Genomic DNA, 16,477 nt, shown 5'->3' on the forward strand with positions numbered 1-16,477 from the left:
CGCGTGCGACCGCAAATCCGCCCGCGCCAAGCATACGAACGTCGACGTTGCAACTCCTCGACGAAGTTTCGACATCAACCGGATGGCATCCCCGTGCATTCGACAAGTTCGCGAGTCTGGTCACCTGTTGTGCCGGTTCATACGCGCGACCGCCTGACATCGTCAAAGCTTACCTTTCAACTGCCACCCGAACCCGGATTGGCGGCCGAGGCCGGCGTGGCTGCGCTGGACTTCTTGTGCATCTTCTTGTGCGGAGTAGAACCAGCGGGTGCCATGCTATTCGACCCGGACGCGCCCGACACAGTATCGGTTGAACCACTTGCGTTCGGCGTGCTCATCCCCGTGCCGCCTTGCCCCCCGGCCGCCCCGCCGCCGCCCGCACCTTGTGCGTAGACGGACCCTGATATACCGACAAATAATGCTGAAATCAACATTCCTCTCGTCGCAACTCGCATGACAGTCTCCCCAAACGCGAAGCGGTCGTTAGCACCGGAAGGTGTGAGCCCGCATTCTATTCGCCGCAATTCCCATGCCGAAGGTCGGACAAGGAACCCACGGCGAACGCGATACGCTGTCGTGCGGTCGCGGTCGAGCCGACCACGGGGCGCGATTTTGCGTGAGTTGCGCACAGGCGCCACCGTCATAAGCTCCAGTTCTTTCTCGCACATCCGCCACGTCGTCGAGCCGACGAGGCGTGCGCGAAAACACTAACGAGTCAGAGGGGCTTCTTCGGTGCGCTCGGCTTCCAGGGTCCACCGCGCGTTATCTCGCAGGTCCGGGTATGCGCCCTTCGTGGCATTGCTTTCATGCTAATCCTGCAGGACGGCTGGATCCGCACCTTGCGTCAGACTAACGAAATGGCACCGGCAGATGGATACGGAGAGCGCCCGCCGTTCGTATTCGCGTGTCAACGAATTGTCGAGCTGGGCCCAACTTTTGCGCACCAGTTGGCACGCTATCCCGATGCCTATTCTTTGCCTTGCAGAGAGGCGTGGTTCGCGGTTTTCACACACTGGCGTAATTTACCCGTGCGGCCCGGCCGCACTCACTCGAGGAGCAGACAATGGAAACGACGAAAGGAGAAGGAACGCTACGGGAAGTTGCCGGCGACGTACAGCAAGCCGCCGGGAACCTGCTGGACAATGCCGGAGCGCAGGTTAGCGGAACAGCGAAGGAACTGGGCGGCAAAGCGCAGCAACTCTATGCCGATTTTGCGGATGTCGTACGCGAGTCTACTGTGGAGCGACCGCTCGCGGCGCTGGCGATTGCGGCCGGCGCGGGCTTTATCCTCGGAGCGCTATACGCAGCGAATCGCTCGAGGCCCGATAACGTTCGGAGCGACTGGAGAGATCGGGAGTAAGGCTTATTCGCGTCTTGCCCTCAACGAGACCGAAGAGGTGCAGACGACAAGTCCCTGGCGCGCCGCCACGGCGTTTCCGCAACCAGCCAGCCCCGAAGAGTGCCGCAATGTCCATCCGTTCGAAAGTCACCAAGTGGCGAAACGTCGGCAGATTCTGCGTCGAACGAGCCACCGATTATGGTGAGCTAATCGGTGTCGAACTTGAGGAGACCCGGAAATGTCTGGTCCGCGAGTTAAGCGCACTCGTTGCCCTGGCCGTCGCTGGCCTTTTCACTCTTTCGTTTGTGTGCATTGCGATCATCGCGACGGCCTGGCGGACGCCCTATTTTCTTCCCGTGGTATGGGGCGTCGCCGCGATGTGGCTGATCGTGTCATTTATCTCCCTGCTCCTCGTTCGCGCTCAGAAACCCGGCCGCTCGCTTCATGTTCTGCAAAGGGAGATCCGGAGCGACCTCGACACGTTGAAGGAGGCGCTCAAATGAGCCTTGCATCCACCGATCGGGAAGCCGAGACCGCCATACTGCTGCGCATGGCGGCATCACGTGCAGCATTGCTTGCGGCAAATAGCACGCCATCATCAGTTCCGGCCGTGCACGGGCGGACGCGGTCTCCCGCAGTTGACGTGATCGCTTCGCTGGCAGACGCACCACGCGTCACGCTGCTGGTTGCACTGTGTGTCGGCGCAATCGTCCTCGGACCTCGCCGGACAATCGGAATTGCCAGCCGATCGGGAATCACCGCATTTCTAGGCAGCACCGTCCGGAAAGCGATTCTCAGGTCTGTGTGACTTGCATCCGGGGACGGCGCGGTCAGGTCAGTTCAGACTTGTGCCGCTCTGACAGCGCTCCAAGACCAGTCTTTAGATATCGCTCTGCCGTGGACCGTCGACATCGCGCGCCGCTGACCAGTATGGATCGCGGTAGTAATACTGATGGACCGTAGTACCCCACGCTGCATCCGCCATAGACGTCCAGTGCAGGTTGACAGGCATGTTCGTTGCGGAAATCAGGTTGTCTCCGGATTACTTACATGTCTACTATCCTCCTCGTCGACGATGAAGTGGATTCGCTCTGGCTGCTCCAGATTATCCTGGAGGGACGCGGTTACCGCATACTCCTCGCGGAAGGCGGGGAGGCAGCCCTCGACAAGGCAGCGCGATACCTTCCCGATCTGATCGTCACAGACTGGAACATGCCAGGTATGGACGGAATCGCCTTGTGCGAACGGCTGAAGTTTTATCCCGCACTCGCCCAGATTCCCGTGGTCATGGCGTCCGGTCGCGTCCCGCCAAAAGAAAAATCCACGCTGTGGAATGTTTTTCTTTCCAAGCCCGTCGACGTGGATGCCCTGGAATCCGCCATCGACTCGCTGTTGGCGAAGCGTTTGTCCAGTCCTCAAACCCGCGTGAATGTGCCCGCGCCGGCATTTTCCCGGTGGCAACCAATATCCTCAAAACTTTGGGCGTAGTTAGCAGTATTCGCAGCTGTGACTGGCGGCGCAGCCCAGGGACGGGCTCGGGTTACCTTGAAAGCAAGGGACGCAGGCCCGCGGCCGACGGCTCGGGAACACCGCTTGCGCACAACTGGAGTACCTTTTTCGAAGGAGGTGAATCATGGGCTCAATCAACCCGCAAGGTGACACCCGCCGCGGAGCCGACATCGTCGGCGGTGGTATGGGCGAAGGACCAGGGCCGGACATCATGGCCGCAGCAACGCTCGATGGGGACAAGGTCATGTCCTCTGATGGCGAACACGTGGGGAAAATCTCTAACATCATGCTCGACGTCAGGAACGGACGCATCGCCTATGCAGTGCTTTCTGAGGGAGGTTTCCTCGGAATGGGTTCTAACCTGCATGCCATTCCATGGAGCGCACTGACTCTCGATACGGACGAGAAGTGCTTCGTCGTCGACATCACGGCACAGCGCCTCAAGGACGATCCGGGCTTTGACAAGGACCACTGGCCGACGATGGCAGATGCGAAGTGGGGAGAGTCGACGTATAGCTACTACAATCGGCAGCCGTACTGGTCAGCGACCCGTGAAGTGGTGGAAAGCGACCCCAGCATCAGGCCGAGCGAGCACTGAAAAACACAACGGGTAAACCGCGCCGGCCGGGCAGCTAGTCTGACGCTCTCGAGCCTACGCCACCGCGACCCATTGCGGTGGCGTAGGCGCTTGGTTCGAGAGAATGCTTTAGAGTGGCCGCGCCCGACCCCGGCTGAAAAGTCGCAGGACAGCGAGCAGGATAACCGCGCCAATCAGCGCCGTAACAAGCGAGCCGACTATGCCGCTTCCCAGGTGCAGACCCAGCGCCCCGCCAAGCCAACCTCCTATGAAGGCTCCGACAATTCCCACGATGATGTCGACCACAATGCCGAAGCCGCCGCCGTCGACGATACGACCCGCCAAGGCGCCAGCGATGCCTCCGATAATCAGCCAGAAAATAATTCCATGCGAGACCGGGTCCATGTTTTTTCTCCTATAGAGCTAAAGCCGCGTTAGCGGCGAGCAAGCATTCCGATGATGAGTCCGCCGATAAGTGCCATCGTGACCGCTTTCCACGGCGCCTCATGAACGTAATCGTCGGTCGATTCAGAGACGACCCGGTACTTCGTCTTGACCACCTCCTGTGCACTGCCAATCTTGTCCTTCAGGTCGGACAGCGTCCGCGCACTGGTTGTTCGGCCTCCGTCGCTGCCGCTGGACTTCTGTGTAGAGCCGTTGCCCTGTTGAGATGACCCGGCGGAACTGGGTGGGTCGGACGCGACGGGCGACGACCCGGCTGCCAGAGCGGTGGGTTGATGCGACTCGGTCATTTGAACCTCCCTATTTCGTTTGAATGGTCCAAGGGTTGAGCAAGTGGCGTGCCCCACAGAGAAATTGCACGCGAGAGATCGACGCACCTATCCCCGCAGAGCATCCGCGCCCCGGTACGAACTGCATCGCCGAAAGCAGTCTTTACAAAGCCCACCGAGCCGTTTCCTCCGCCGACGCGGCCGTTTCTGAAATGGCCGTCGCTGTCAGGAACTAATACCAACTCGCGAAGGAGGTATCAACGCATCGGCTACAGGCAATCACTAGCGCGATAGATTCGAGATCGATGTGGAAGTCGGAATGCTTCATGGCAATCGGCGGAATGAAGTTGCGCGGCTATTGTGACAGCGGCAGTCCGGGCTGCGGCTCCTTTCCAGCTTCCGGATGATGCTTATCTCACCGTTGCGTTCAAGAGTCGCGCTTTGCACCCTGTCCAGTGCATCAGTTCCCAGTTCTTCCCGGACTGTCTCGAGGACGTCGGTTCGCGAAACAAGCGCGGAACGCGACGCGCCGTATGCCTGGCGCGCACAGTCTTGGAGACCCGTCGGGTCCTCGTCGAGGTCGTCATCGTCAGTTGCTAATTAGTCGACGATTCGATCCGGTTCAATGTCGGCGTCGTCGACCGGCCTCGGATCGCCGTCGGCCGCAGCCCGCTCGCCTGTGCCTGAATGGTCCGTGTCACTGTTCCGCGTGCTGCTCATGACGCTCTCCTTCGTTTGCCCGGTGCCCACGGCGAGCAATCGCAAGGACTGGTCCGCCCGCGCATCCCGCAGCGCACTGTACACGCGCCGGGCACCGCGATTGCTTCCAGCGAGACATCGGCGCAACCCGCGCCTCCCGCTTGAAACTTCTACCTGCAACGATGGCTGCCACGACCGACCCGACCCAGCGCCGCACTGACGACATCGCCCAGCAAGCTGCCCCTGCCGCGATGCCGCCCGGTCTGCGGCATTCGGACGACACCACGCCCGGCTACACGCGCAGGCGTGAAAAAGATGGCTTTGTATACTTCGACGTGAGCGGCAAACGCATCGACGACGCAAGCGAAATTGATCGCATCAACGCATTGGCAATTCCACCGGCGTACGAGGACGTATGGATCTGCCCCGACGCCCGCGGTCATTTGCAGGCAACCGGCCGTGACGCGCGCGGCCGCAAGCAATACCGCTATCACGCGCGCTGGCGCGAGACACGTGACGCCAACAAATACGAGCGCATGGCCGCGTTCGGCCGCGCGCTGCCGAAGATCCGCAGGCGCGTCGCATGCGACCTGAAGTTACCGGGCATGCCGTGCGACAAGGTCATCGCCGCAATCGTGCAGCTGCTCGACACGACGCTGATCCGCGTCGGCAGTGTCGAATACGCGCGCGATAACCAGTCGTACGGGCTGACGACGCTGCGCAAGAAGCATGTGAAGATCGAAGCAGGCCAATTGCGCCTGAAGTTCCGCGGCAAGAGCGGCATCGAGCACGATGTCACGGTGGACCATCCACGAGTCAGGCGCATCGTGCGGCGCTGCGCCGACTTGCCGGGGCACGCTCTGTTCCAGTATCTCGACGAAGACGGCACGCGCCGCACCGTCGGCTCAGCGGACATCAACGACTACCTGCGCCGCGCAAGCGATGCGGATTTCACCGCGAAGGATTACCGCACATGGGCGGGCAGCGTCTATGCACTAGCCGCGCTGCGGTGGCTGAAATACAGCAGCGCGGCGGAAGCACGCCGGCATATTGTCGCAACCGTCAAGGCCGTAGCAACACTGTTGCGCAATACGCCCGCTGTATGCCGACGCTGCTACATTCACCCGGCCGTGATCAGCGCGTTCGAAGCTGACGAATTGCACGACTTGCCGCCCGCCCAGGCGCTTCGCGGTCTGAAAGTGGATGAAGCGGCGTTTGCTGCACTGCTCGTGCAACTCGAGAAGCATGCCGCGAAGCTCGCGCGTCAAGCGGGCACCCGGGGCCGCAAGCCGCGCGACTCGGCGGTGACTGGCGGCGTCGAAGGCTCGCTGCCAACGTTGCTGAAGAAGTCGCGCGCGGTGCGCCAGGCAACCATTGCGAAACCCGCTGCCAGCGCCGGCTCGCTAACATCTCGCCGCGTGGCCACGGCACCCAGCGCCGCCAGCCGGTTTCGCTCGGCGGACGCTGCCAGCCGATCTTCAGGTCGCCGGTGATGTGGAACTGTCGGCCGATCGCCTGCGTGACCTTGTCGTCGATCCACGGCCGCGCGCGGTTCCAGTCGAACGTCAGGAAAAAGACGACGAGTGCCGCAATCAGTACCGCCAGCACGGCAACAAACCATGCAGCAATTTTTCCGATCCCCTGCCTTGCCGCTACCTGATTGCCATCCCATCGGAGCCGTGCCCTTTGTCTGAGGCCGCAATGGCGTCGAGCAGCACCGAAGGGTCCGCGGGCTTCACGAGATAATGATCAATACCTGCCTCTTGCGCCCGTCGGATGTGCTCTTCCTGCCCATAGCCGCTGAGCGCGATGATCAGACATGACTTGGCCTGGTCCTGCCGCAAGCGGCAGGCGACCTCGTAGCCACTCATGCCCGGCAGACCAATATCGAGCACGACCACGTCCGGGCGCATCTCGTTTGCTGCGCGCAAGGCGGATTCACCATCGCCGGCGCATCTAACGATGTATCCATGTATGGTCAACAGCGCTTCGAGGCTTTCCGCGGAAGCCGCGATATCTTCGACGATCAATACTCTCATTGCCTGCTTTCTGTTCAGATGCACGACTGGGGCGCGCGCAGCGCCGCGGCGCTCGGCCATGGCGCCCGGCAGACGGATCGCAAATTCGGTTCCTTTGCCAAGCCCATCACTGCGGCACTCGACGGATCCGCCGTGCAGTTCGGTGAGGTGGCGCACCAGCGTCAAGCCGATGCCCAGCCCTCCTTGAGGCCGGTGCAACGATGTGTCGGCCTGCGCGAAAAGCTCAAAAATATGCGGCATGAAGCCGGGATCGATGCCCTCCCCATCGTCCGCGACGGTGATCGACGCGGTGCTGTCTGAAAACCGGGTGGAAAGCGAAATATGCCCACCTTGCGGAGTAAACTTGGATGCATTGTTCAGAAGGTTGGATACGATCTGCGCGAGTCGCACAACGTCGCCGTTGACCACCGTGTCGACCGCTCCCTCGTCGCAGGTGAGATTTTGCGCACGCCGGATCAGATGGGGCCGGCTGGTTTCCACCGCGCGACCGATTACCACGGACAACGGCACAGGCTCCTTTCGCAAGGTGACCGCTCCCCGGGCAATACGCGAGATGTCCAGCAGGTCTTCGACGATCCGCACCATATGCTCGACCTGAGTTGTGACGATCTCACCCGCCCAGCGCAACACCTCGGCATCTCCTGGCTTGGCACTACGCATTACCGCGGCCGCATTGGCAATCGGCGCAAGCGGATTGCGCAACTCGTGGGCGAGCATTGCCAGGAATTCGTTTTTGCGCCGATCGCCCTCGCGGATTTCCGAGAACAGCAACGCATTTTCCAGCGCGATAGCCGCACGGCTGACGAATTCCCTGCTGAGCGTAATCTGCTCGTCCGAAATGTCCGTCGCGCAGGAGCAAAGCAGGATCACGCCCTTCTGGTTGTCCGTGAGCAATGGGAACGCGCTAACGCGCTGGATGCGTAAGCTCGATGCATGGCTTGCTGCTTTCTCCGTGAGAAAGCCGTCCACAGGGGGGCTGTCATCCTCTGCTCTTTCATGCAGTAAGTGGCGGACAAAGCGACTCACTAACGGAAACGCCACCGCAAGGGTATTCGACTCGAACGCTGCAAGATCCGGGACATCCGATCTATCCCGTGTGGCCGATCGGGAGGTGATTTCCGTCGGTGATTCGCCAGTGCCCATGACGGCAACAAAGGCGATCTCCGCCAGCTCAGTCGAAGCAAGCTCGACGATGCGCTGCAACGTGGTGCCGATTTCAAGCGAACGGGTCAGCACGTGGCTTGCATTCGCGAGAAAGTCGGCACGTTGCCGCGCGTGCTCAGCCACCGTCCTGCCGGCCTCAGCCAGCAGGAACGCCTCCCGTTCCGCGGCCCGGGTGAGAAGCTCAAGGTTCATGCGGTGCATTTCCACGAAGACCCGGACCTTCGAGCGCAGAATCTCGGGTATGACCGGCGAGGAAATGTAGTCCACGGCGCCGAGCGAATATCCGCGCTTCATCTCCGCGTCATCGACATAGGCGGTTACGAAAATAATCGGCGTACTGGCGGTTCGACGGTATGAGCGCAACAGCGACGCGGTTTCGAACCCGTCCATGCCCGGCATGTTCACGTCGAGCAGAATCACGGCGAACGTTTGCTCGAGCACCGCCTTCAGTGCTTCGCGCCCTGATGCGACAGTGATCACGTTCTCCTGAAGTTCCTCGAGAATCGTTCGCATCACCACGTGCTGCTCCCGCATATCGTCAACGACCAGAATATTGACGGGCTCCCGCGGGACAGGAGCAACGATATCCATGATCCGTCCTCCTATCTATGCAGCCACGCGTGAAGCACGGCAAGCAGGTCTTCCCGATTGACGGGCTTCGAAAGATAGTCCCACGCCCCCGCTTCAATGCAGCGTTCGCGGTCGCCTTTCATCGCTTTCGCCGTCACTGCGATGATGGGAAGGGTTCGCCCAACGGGCCTCTTGCGGATTTCCCTCGTAGTTGTCAGCCCGTCCATCTCCGGCATCATGATGTCCATCAGCACGATGTCGATTTCGGGGTCGCTCTCGACAAGTATTATCGCGTCGTGGCCGTTGTCCGCCCACACATGGCGCATGCCATGATCCTCGAGAATGGTAGCCAGTGCGAAGATATTGCGCATGTCGTCATCGACAATCAACACCTTGCGACCAGCGAGATCCGCATCCGACCGGTGCAGACTGTCGATGAGCTCGCGCGCTTCGTTCGGCAGCCACTTGGGATTGAGGTGCAGCAACGCCACCGTCGAGTCCAGAAGATGGCTAAGATTCGAGGCCGTGTGACTCACGAATCGGTCGCTGGTGCGGACGGACGGCGAATCTGTCTGCGCTGCATACACGATCAGAGGCAGCGGTGAAAACTCGTTGCGGTGCGCGAGCTCCGCTTCGATCTCGCGCGTGCTCGCCTCCAGCAGGGCGGACCCGACGATCACCGCACACGGCTCCTGCTCAGCGAGCGCGCTGAGCAGCTGTTCACGCGTTGAGACGAAACCCAATGCGATGCGATCGCTAGATATCAATCGGGATAACTGCTCGCGCTCGAGCCCTTCGGGCAGCGCGACCAGAACCTTGCGCGGCGCCGCATCGACGTACGCTGCCATCGAGTGCAATGCGACATCCAGCACCTCGCGCGACTGGATCGGTTTGGAAAGAAAGGCGAACGCACCGGCCTGTAGCGCCCGGTCACGCGATTCGTCCGTCGAGATGACGCAGACCGGCATATGTCTCGTCGCCAGATCGTGCTTGAGGCGGGCGAGTACCCGCCAACCGTCCATATCCGGCAGAAACAGATCGAGCGTGATGATGTCCGGCTTAAACTGATCGGCTAAAGTCAACGCTGGTGCGCCGAGCGGCGTGATTAGCCCTTTGAAGTCATGTTCGCGCGCTGCGTCGAGCAGAAAATGTGCAAACGCCAGATCGTTTTCAACGATCAGCAGTACCTTGTCGCCGGGCTTGATGCGTAGGCGATCGTCTTCCGGAGTTTCAGCGAGTTCGCTCGTCTCGCCGATCACGGAACTGACGAACTCCTCGGCCGCCAGCGAATCAGCTTCATGCGCGGCAGTTCTAGCGGCCGCCGGTTCGGCAGCGATCGCGATCGCGTCGTTATCTTCGCCAGGAACGGCAATCTTCCTGCGAGCTACCCAACCTGTTTCCCCCGAGAAGGGCAGGTACAGCGTGAAGGTGCTCCCCTTATTTGGCGAACTGACGAGGCGAATTTCCCCGCCCAACAGCTTGGACAACTCGCGGCTGATGGCAAGACCAAGGCCCGTCCCGCCGTATTTGCGGCTCGTACTGCCGTCGGCCTGCTGGAACGCCTCGAAGATAATCTGCTGCTTGTCGGGCGAAATCCCTATGCCCGTATCCGACACCGAGAACGCTATGACAGGCTGGGCGCGGTTGAGCCCTTCGTTATCGGCACTCCAGCCGCCGAACACCTCCTCAATGGAAAGCGTCACGCGCCCCTGGTGCGTAAACTTGAACGCATTCGACAGCAGGTTCTTCAGGATCTGCTGGAGCCGCTTGAGATCGGTGCGGATCGACGCCGGCAAGCGCACGCCGGCATGGACGACGAAATCGACACTGCGCGCGTCCGCAACGTGTCTGAAGGTGCGCTCCACATAAGAGGTGAGGTCCACAAGCTGGTGTTCGGCAAAATCCATCACAACAGTGCCGGACTCGATCTTCGACAGGTCGAGGATATCGTTGATCAACATCAGGAGGTCGTTGCCGGACGAGTGAATCGTCCTGGAAAACTCGATCTGCTTGCTCGACAGATTCCCCTCGGGATTCTTGCAGAGCTGGTCGGAAAGAATCAGCAGGCTGTTGAGCGGCGTACGCAACTCATGGGACATGTTTGCGAGGAATTCAGACTTGTACTTCGAGGTCAACGCAAGCTGTTTCGCCTTTTCCTCAAGGGCCTGTCTTGCCTGCTCGACCTCGGTGTTCTTGCGCTCCACTTCCTGGTTCTGGTGCGCGAGCAGCCGTGCCTTTTCCTGCAGTTCCTGATTGGTCTGCTGCAACTCTTCCTGACGGCTTTGCAGTTCGTGCGCCAGTGACTGCGACTGCTTGAGCAAGTCCTCCGTTCGCGTATTGGCCTCAATCGTATTGATGACGATGCCGATGCTTTCGGTCAGCTGATCGAGGAAGGCCTGGTGGGTGGGATTAAAGCGCTCGACCGACGCGAGCTCGATGACGCCCTTGACCTGTCCTTCGAAGACGATCGGCAGCACCAGCACGTTGTGCGGAACGACGCTGATCAACCCGGACTTGATACGGAAACTGTCGGACCCCGAGGGTTCCAGCAGGATCTTGCGGCGCTCGACCGCACATTGCCCGAGCAGCCCTTCGCCCAGTTGCACACGCTTGCCGTGCGACGGCCGTCCGGTCGACGCATAGCTCGCCATCAGACGAAGCGAAGTCGACTCGGATGCTGCGTCGAGCACGAAGAACTCCGCCTGCTGCACGCCGACCACCGGCGCAAGCTCGGACAGGATGAGCTGGCCGACGGCGACGAGATCTTTCTGCCCTTGCAGCATGCGGCTGAACTTGGCGAGATTGGTCTTGAGCCAGTCCTGCTCGGTGTTGACCTGCGTCGTGTCCTTCAGGTTACGGATCATCTCGTTGATCGTATCCTTCAGTGCCGCGACTTCGCCTAGCGCCTCGACCGTAATCGATCGCGTGAGGTCGCCTTGCGTCACGGCGGTGGCCACCTCCGCAATGGCTCGCACCTGGGTGGTCAGATTGGCCGCGAGCTGGTTCACGTTTTCGGTCAGCCCTTTCCACGTACCGGAAGCGCCCGGCACCTTGGCCTGTCCGCCGAGCTTGCCTTCGACGCCGACTTCGCGCGCCACGGTCGTCACCTGGTCGGCAAACGTCGCCAGTGTGTCGGTCATGCTGTTGATCGTGTCCGCGAGCGCTGCGATTTCCCCTTTCGCCTCGACCGTCAGTTTACGCGCCAGATCGCCGTTTGCGACGGCCGTCACCACCTTCGCGATGCCACGCACCTGGCTCGTCAGGTTGCCCGCCATGAAATTGACGTTGTCGGTCAGATCCTTCCAGGTGCCTGCCACCCCCTGAACGTCCGCCTGGCCGCCGAGCTTGCCTTCCGTACCTACTTCCCGGGCCACACGGGTGACCTCGGACGCAAACGAGCGCAACTGATCCACCATCGTGTTGATGGTGTTTTTCAGTTCGAGGATCTCGCCCTTCACGTCCACCGTGATCTTCTTGGACAGGTCCCCCGCGGCGACCGCCTTCGTGACGTCCGCGATGTTGCGTACCTGGCTGGTCAGGTTGCCGGCCATGAAGTTGACGTTGTCGGTCAGGTCCTTCCAGGTTCCCGCCACGCCCTGCACGTCCGCCTGGCCGCCCAGCTTACCCAGCGTGCCGACCTCGCGCGCAACGCGGGTCACTTCCGACGCGAACGAACTGAGCTGGTCGACCATCGTGTTGATGGTGTTCTTCAACTCGAGAATTTCGCCCTTCACGTCCACCGTAATTTTTTTTGAAAGGTCGCCGGCCGCCACGGCTTTCGTCACGTCGGCGATATTGCGGACCTGGCTTGTCAGATTACCCGCCATGAAATTGACGTTGTCGGTCAAATCTTTCCAGGTACCCGCGACCCCTTGCACATCCGCCTGGCCGCCGAGTTTGCCTTCGGTGCCCACCTCGCGCGCGACCCGCGTCACCTCCGACGCAAACGAACGCAACTGGTCCACCATCGTGTTGATGGTGTTCTTGAGCTCGAGGATTTCGCCCTTCACGTCAACGGTGATCTTCTTCGACAGGTCACCGGCGGCCACCGCCGTCGTCACGTCGGCGATGTTGCGCACCTGCGCCGTCAGGTTACTGCCCATCGAATTGACCGAGTCGGTCAAGTCCTTCCAGGTGCCGGCCACACCCTGCACATCCGCCTGGCCGCCGAGCTTGCCCTCTGTACCGACTTCCCGCGCGACACGGGTCACTTCCGATGCGAACGAACTCAGCTGGTCAACCATCGTATTGATGGTGTTCTTCAGTTCAAGGATTTCGCCCTTCACATCGACGGTGATCTTCTTCGACAGGTCGCCGGCGGCCACCGCGGTCGTCACAGCGGCAATGTTACGTACCTGGGCCGTGAGATTGCTGCCCATCGAATTGACTGAATCCGTGAGGTCCTTCCACGTGCCGGCGACGCCCTGCACATCCGCCTGGCCGCCGAGCTTGCCCTCCGTGCCTACCTCTCGTGCGACCCGCGTCACCTCCGACGCAAACGAGCGCAACTGGTCCACCATCGTGTTGATGGTGTTCTTCAACTCGAGAATTTCGCCCTTCACGTCCACCGTGATTTTTTTGGACAGGTCGCCTGCCGCGACCGCGGTCGTGACATCAGCGATGTTGCGCACCTGCGCCGTCAGGTTACTGCCCATTGAATTGACCGAGTCGGTCAGGTCCTTCCATGTGCCGGCCACGCCCTGCACATCGGCCTGCCCGCCAAGCTTGCCCTCTGTACCCACTTCCCGCGCCACCCGTGTCACTTCGGACGCGAACGAGCGCAGCTGATCCACCATCGTATTGATCGTGTTCTTGAGTTCGAGGATTTCGCCCTTCACATCGACGGTGATTTTCTTGGACAGATCGCCCGCAGCCACGGCCTTGGTGACTTCAGCAATATTGCGCACCTGGCTCGTGAGGTTGCCTGCCATGAAGTTGACGTTGTCGGTCAGGTCCTTCCAGGTACCGGCCACGCCCTGCACGTCGGCCTGGCCGCCCAGTTTTCCTTCGGTGCCCACCTCGCGCGCCACCCTTGTCACCTCCGACGCAAAGGAGCGCAACTGGTCCACCATCGTGTTGATCGTATTCTTGAGTTCGAGAATTTCGCCCTTGACGTCCACCGTGATCTTCTTGGACAGGTCGCCCGCCGCTACTGCCTTGGTCACCTCGGCGATGTTCCGGACCTGGCTCGTCAGATTGCCGGCCATCGAATTGACTGAATCGGTCAGGTCCTTCCAGGTACCGGCCACCCCCTGCACGTCGGCCTGCCCACCCAGCTTGCCTTCCGTGCCGACTTCGCGCGCGACCCGCGTGACTTCTGCGGCAAACGTGCCGAGCTGTTCGACCATCGTGTTGATGGTTTTCGCCGTACGAAGGAACTCGCCTTGCAACGCCCTCCCTTCGGCCTCGAGCGCCATGCTCTTGGAGAGGTCGCCCTGCGCGACCGCACCGATCACCCGCGCGACTTCACTGGTCGGGTGAACGAGGTCTGCGATGAGGGAATTGACAGCCTCGATCGACTCGCCCCAGAACCCTCGCGCATAGGGCAATGCCGCGCGCTCTTTCAGACGCCCCTCCTTTCCGACTACCCGGCTTAAGCGGCCGAGTTCTTCTGACATGCGGATGTTCTGCTCGACCACGCCGTTGAAAACATGCGAAAGCTTGCCGTGCATTCCTGTCCAGTCCGGCGGCAGCGACGCGACCTCGCCCTTCTGCAAGGCAGTCAGCGCGGTGAGAATAGCTTTCGTGCACGCGTGCCCGGCTTTCGCGCTTTCAAAGAGAGCATTGATGTGCGATGCGCTGTCGAGCCACATACCCGCAAGCGCTTCAGTGTTAACGGCGGCGTCCAGACTATCGGCCGCCGGTCCGGAAAGACGCTGCGTCATGCGCCCAACGTCCTGCGAAATCCGCGCTGTTTGCACGGCCAACGCGTTAAATTCGGACGCGAGGCTTCCCAGATCTCCAGGCCAGTTATCTGGCAGCCGAAACGACGTATCACCCCGGCGCAGCGCACCTAGAGCGCTGGCGACGAGAGCATATTGCTCGCTGACTTGGCGCGATGATTCGACCGCTACAGTGTCCATGCATTCCTCAACAGTCGTTAAGTAAGCAAATTTTTATTTATGGCGACGTCCGAAAATATTCGATGCTGGGTATGTTATGCCCTTCGCCCCATTACGCGTCACGAACATGTGATTTCGCGCTTTGAATAGCGCCAGGCTATACCGCGGTTTACCAATATTTACCAACACCCTCGACGCTTTGGCTAGTGCCATAGATGTGGAGCCGTGGCAACTGCTTGCCTGGTAGCGCAAGCCATCCGGTAGCTGATCACATATTGTCGGCTGTCGCATAAAGAAGAAGTCTGGCCCGCACCTCTTCCGTCGCTAATTTGAAGGCTACTGAAGGCGAGATGCCGGATCGGCGTTACCCGCCCGGCTCATAGCTGTTGACTATCCGGGATGGTGCACTGCAACTCGATTTCGGCGTTTGGAGCAGACTTTGTTGCATGCAAACCCGGCCCAGGCCGTTGGTGCAGACTTTGTTGTGCGCCAATAGCACATAATGGAACACAACATAGTTGGTGCTAAGTTTTTCCTTCACCCCGTGATTCCACGTTCATAACTGCATCCCCGTGCGGTTCAAAGTTGGTGTCAATTTTCCAAAGCGCCCGCTTCCAATCGTCTTAAACCACGTAAAGTCGGTGTCAAGCCCGTCAAACGGGCAAAGGCACCGCCTTCTAAAATGGGGCGCGATGCGCTCTCACGCTGCGCCGCACCATTTTACGGCGGCTTTTCCGGCGCAGTATTGCGTGCTTTCAGCGAGGCGAAAACGGCCCCCGCGCTAAGATGATTTCTTCAGCCAAACCTCAAGGCGCATCTTTTGGGCAGGCGAAAGTGTCCTGAGACCTGTCACCTCTGCGAATTGGGCCGATGTTTTGGGACGATTGCTCGCTAAGCGGCTCAGCCAGATGTCAAAGGCCCGGTCCCGAAATCTCACGACCGGCTCACAAAGCTCTTCTCGAAGCGTTGCAATTTCGGGATGGTGCATGCACCCCCGCGAAAATCCTAGGCCCGCAACCTCCGTCAGTTTGGTCCAAGTAACCTGAACTGGTATCTCGAGCGCGAGCAGACTGGCATGCGCTGATTTCAATGAAGCAGTCGCTTTGGCAACCCACTTTGCAGCGATTCGCTTTCCACGACCTTTATCGTCATGTCGTCGATTGAAGGCCTTCAGCCAATCGCCGTCATATATCGACAATTTTAGAAAGACGGCCGGACTGTCCTTAAAAGCTCGAGTCAACCTGCCAACGCTCGGTTGTCTTCGCACGCACGCGCTCCAAGCGCGGCGCAATGAGGAGACCATTTTTTGATGAGACACCGTCTCCGACTTCTGATGCAGCAGCTTGTTTCCCCTAATCAAAGCGCTTGTCTCACCCATACCGAGGCGACGACCGGCTGCGCACAAGCTTAGACCACCGTTCACTAACCGCGAAAACTCGTCGGAGTATCGCTTCCCAAATTTGCGCACCTTCGTTTTCCGGATATTCCCCTCATCGTCGTACCACACTAGCAGACTCCGTGTGCAGGAGCACGTCAGTAGCCGCGCGGAATAAGTGGTCAGACTAGACAGGTAACTCTGTCGGGCGTGTCGCACCGATACGAACGGTGCATGGCAAGCCGAACTACGCAGAGCTCAAACAAAAGTTGCGGCCCCAGGTGCGCCTAGCAATGATGCCATTGCGATAAATAGCCTTGAACTAAACCGCTGACGCGGTATGGTGGCTGGCCGACGTCCCTGTCCTGGCCGGCGCCGCGAGCATTCCTTTCCGGGTGCGACGATGACAGTG

Annotated in this window: 10 protein-coding genes and 1 pseudogene; 5 read left to right on the forward strand and 6 right to left on the reverse strand. The window is 60.2% G+C overall.

Going from position 1 to position 16,477, the window contains the following annotated elements:
- Window positions 1–176: 176 nt before the first annotated feature.
- A complete protein-coding gene (locus P3T22_RS14095) occupies window positions 177–434 on the reverse strand; it encodes a hypothetical protein (protein ID WP_429325268.1) in 258 nt (85 codons plus the stop codon).
- 629 nt (window positions 435–1,063) lie between these two features.
- Between P3T22_RS14095 and P3T22_RS14100 the strand changes: the two genes are divergently transcribed.
- From P3T22_RS14100 to P3T22_RS14115, 4 genes are all read left to right on the forward strand, one after another.
- Window positions 1,064–1,360, forward strand: a complete 297-nt coding sequence (locus tag P3T22_RS14100) for a CsbD family protein (RefSeq protein ID WP_063495683.1) — start codon at window positions 1,064–1,066, stop codon at window positions 1,358–1,360.
- A gap of 107 nt (window positions 1,361–1,467) precedes the next feature.
- Window positions 1,468–1,842: a phage holin family protein gene (locus P3T22_RS14105; RefSeq protein ID WP_429325269.1), complete on the forward strand. Its 375-nt coding sequence runs from the start codon at window positions 1,468–1,470 to the stop codon at window positions 1,840–1,842.
- A gap of 547 nt (window positions 1,843–2,389) precedes the next feature.
- Window positions 2,390–2,827, forward strand: a complete 438-nt coding sequence (locus P3T22_RS14110) for a response regulator (RefSeq protein ID WP_063495681.1) — start codon at window positions 2,390–2,392, stop codon at window positions 2,825–2,827.
- A gap of 145 nt (window positions 2,828–2,972) precedes the next feature.
- Complete coding sequence (locus P3T22_RS14115; RefSeq protein ID WP_063495680.1) at window positions 2,973–3,446, forward strand: PRC-barrel domain-containing protein; 474 nt, start codon at window positions 2,973–2,975, stop codon at window positions 3,444–3,446.
- A gap of 108 nt (window positions 3,447–3,554) precedes the next feature.
- Here P3T22_RS14115 and P3T22_RS14120 read toward each other — a convergent pair whose 3' ends face one another.
- Together P3T22_RS14120 and P3T22_RS14125 are read right to left on the reverse strand one after the other, a co-directional pair.
- Complete coding sequence (locus P3T22_RS14120) at window positions 3,555–3,830, reverse strand: GlsB/YeaQ/YmgE family stress response membrane protein (protein ID WP_063495679.1); 276 nt, start codon at window positions 3,828–3,830, stop codon at window positions 3,555–3,557.
- A gap of 29 nt (window positions 3,831–3,859) precedes the next feature.
- The gene (locus P3T22_RS14125) at window positions 3,860–4,177 is read right to left on the reverse strand and encodes a DUF883 family protein (RefSeq protein WP_063495678.1); all 318 of its coding nucleotides are present in this window, start codon (window positions 4,175–4,177) and stop codon (window positions 3,860–3,862) included.
- A gap of 860 nt (window positions 4,178–5,037) precedes the next feature.
- Here P3T22_RS14125 and P3T22_RS14130 point away from each other — a divergent pair.
- Complete coding sequence (locus P3T22_RS14130) at window positions 5,038–6,348, forward strand: DNA topoisomerase IB (RefSeq protein ID WP_063495675.1); 1,311 nt, start codon at window positions 5,038–5,040, stop codon at window positions 6,346–6,348.
- Here P3T22_RS14130 and P3T22_RS14135 read toward each other — a convergent pair.
- From P3T22_RS14135 to P3T22_RS14145, 3 genes and pseudogenes are all read right to left on the reverse strand, one after another.
- Window positions 6,272–6,493, reverse strand: a pseudogene (locus P3T22_RS14135) (AsmA family protein); the annotation flags it as partial. The gene P3T22_RS14130 and the pseudogene P3T22_RS14135 overlap by 77 nt on opposite strands.
- Window positions 6,494–6,507: 14 nt before the next feature.
- Window positions 6,508–8,649, reverse strand: coding sequence for a response regulator (locus P3T22_RS14140; RefSeq protein ID WP_063495674.1), 2,142 nt, complete (start codon window positions 8,647–8,649; stop codon window positions 6,508–6,510).
- 11 nt (window positions 8,650–8,660) lie between these two features.
- A complete protein-coding gene (locus P3T22_RS14145; protein ID WP_420488466.1) occupies window positions 8,661–14,513 on the reverse strand; it encodes a hybrid sensor histidine kinase/response regulator in 5,853 nt (1,950 codons plus the stop codon).
- Window positions 14,514–16,477 lie beyond the last annotated feature (1,964 nt).

This window comes from Paraburkholderia sp. GAS348 (assembly GCF_050434205.1).
Classification (GTDB): domain Bacteria; phylum Pseudomonadota; class Gammaproteobacteria; order Burkholderiales; family Burkholderiaceae; genus Paraburkholderia.

What these genes read in the sequence shown, in the direction of transcription:
- P3T22_RS14100 (WP_063495683.1), top strand. Translation starts at nt 1,064, where the DNA reads ATGGAAACGACGAAAGGAGAAGGAACGCTACGGGAAGTTGCCGGCGAC.
- P3T22_RS14125 (WP_063495678.1), bottom strand. Translation starts at nt 4,177, where the DNA reads ATGACCGAGTCGCATCAACCCACCGCTCTGGCAGCCGGGTCGTCGCCC.
- P3T22_RS14110 (WP_063495681.1), top strand. Translation starts at nt 2,390, where the DNA reads ATGTCTACTATCCTCCTCGTCGACGATGAAGTGGATTCGCTCTGGCTG.
- P3T22_RS14140 (WP_063495674.1), bottom strand. Translation starts at nt 8,649, where the DNA reads ATGGATATCGTTGCTCCTGTCCCGCGGGAGCCCGTCAATATTCTGGTC.
- P3T22_RS14095 (WP_429325268.1), bottom strand. Translation starts at nt 434, where the DNA reads ATGTTGATTTCAGCATTATTTGTCGGTATATCAGGGTCCGTCTACGCA.
- P3T22_RS14120 (WP_063495679.1), bottom strand. Translation starts at nt 3,830, where the DNA reads ATGGACCCGGTCTCGCATGGAATTATTTTCTGGCTGATTATCGGAGGC.
- P3T22_RS14145 (WP_420488466.1), bottom strand. Translation starts at nt 14,513, where the DNA reads ATGACGCAGCGTCTTTCCGGACCGGCGGCCGATAGTCTGGACGCCGCC.
- P3T22_RS14130 (WP_063495675.1), top strand. Translation starts at nt 5,038, where the DNA reads ATGGCTGCCACGACCGACCCGACCCAGCGCCGCACTGACGACATCGCC.
- P3T22_RS14115 (WP_063495680.1), top strand. Translation starts at nt 2,973, where the DNA reads ATGGGCTCAATCAACCCGCAAGGTGACACCCGCCGCGGAGCCGACATC.
- P3T22_RS14105 (WP_429325269.1), top strand. Translation starts at nt 1,468, where the DNA reads ATGTCCATCCGTTCGAAAGTCACCAAGTGGCGAAACGTCGGCAGATTC.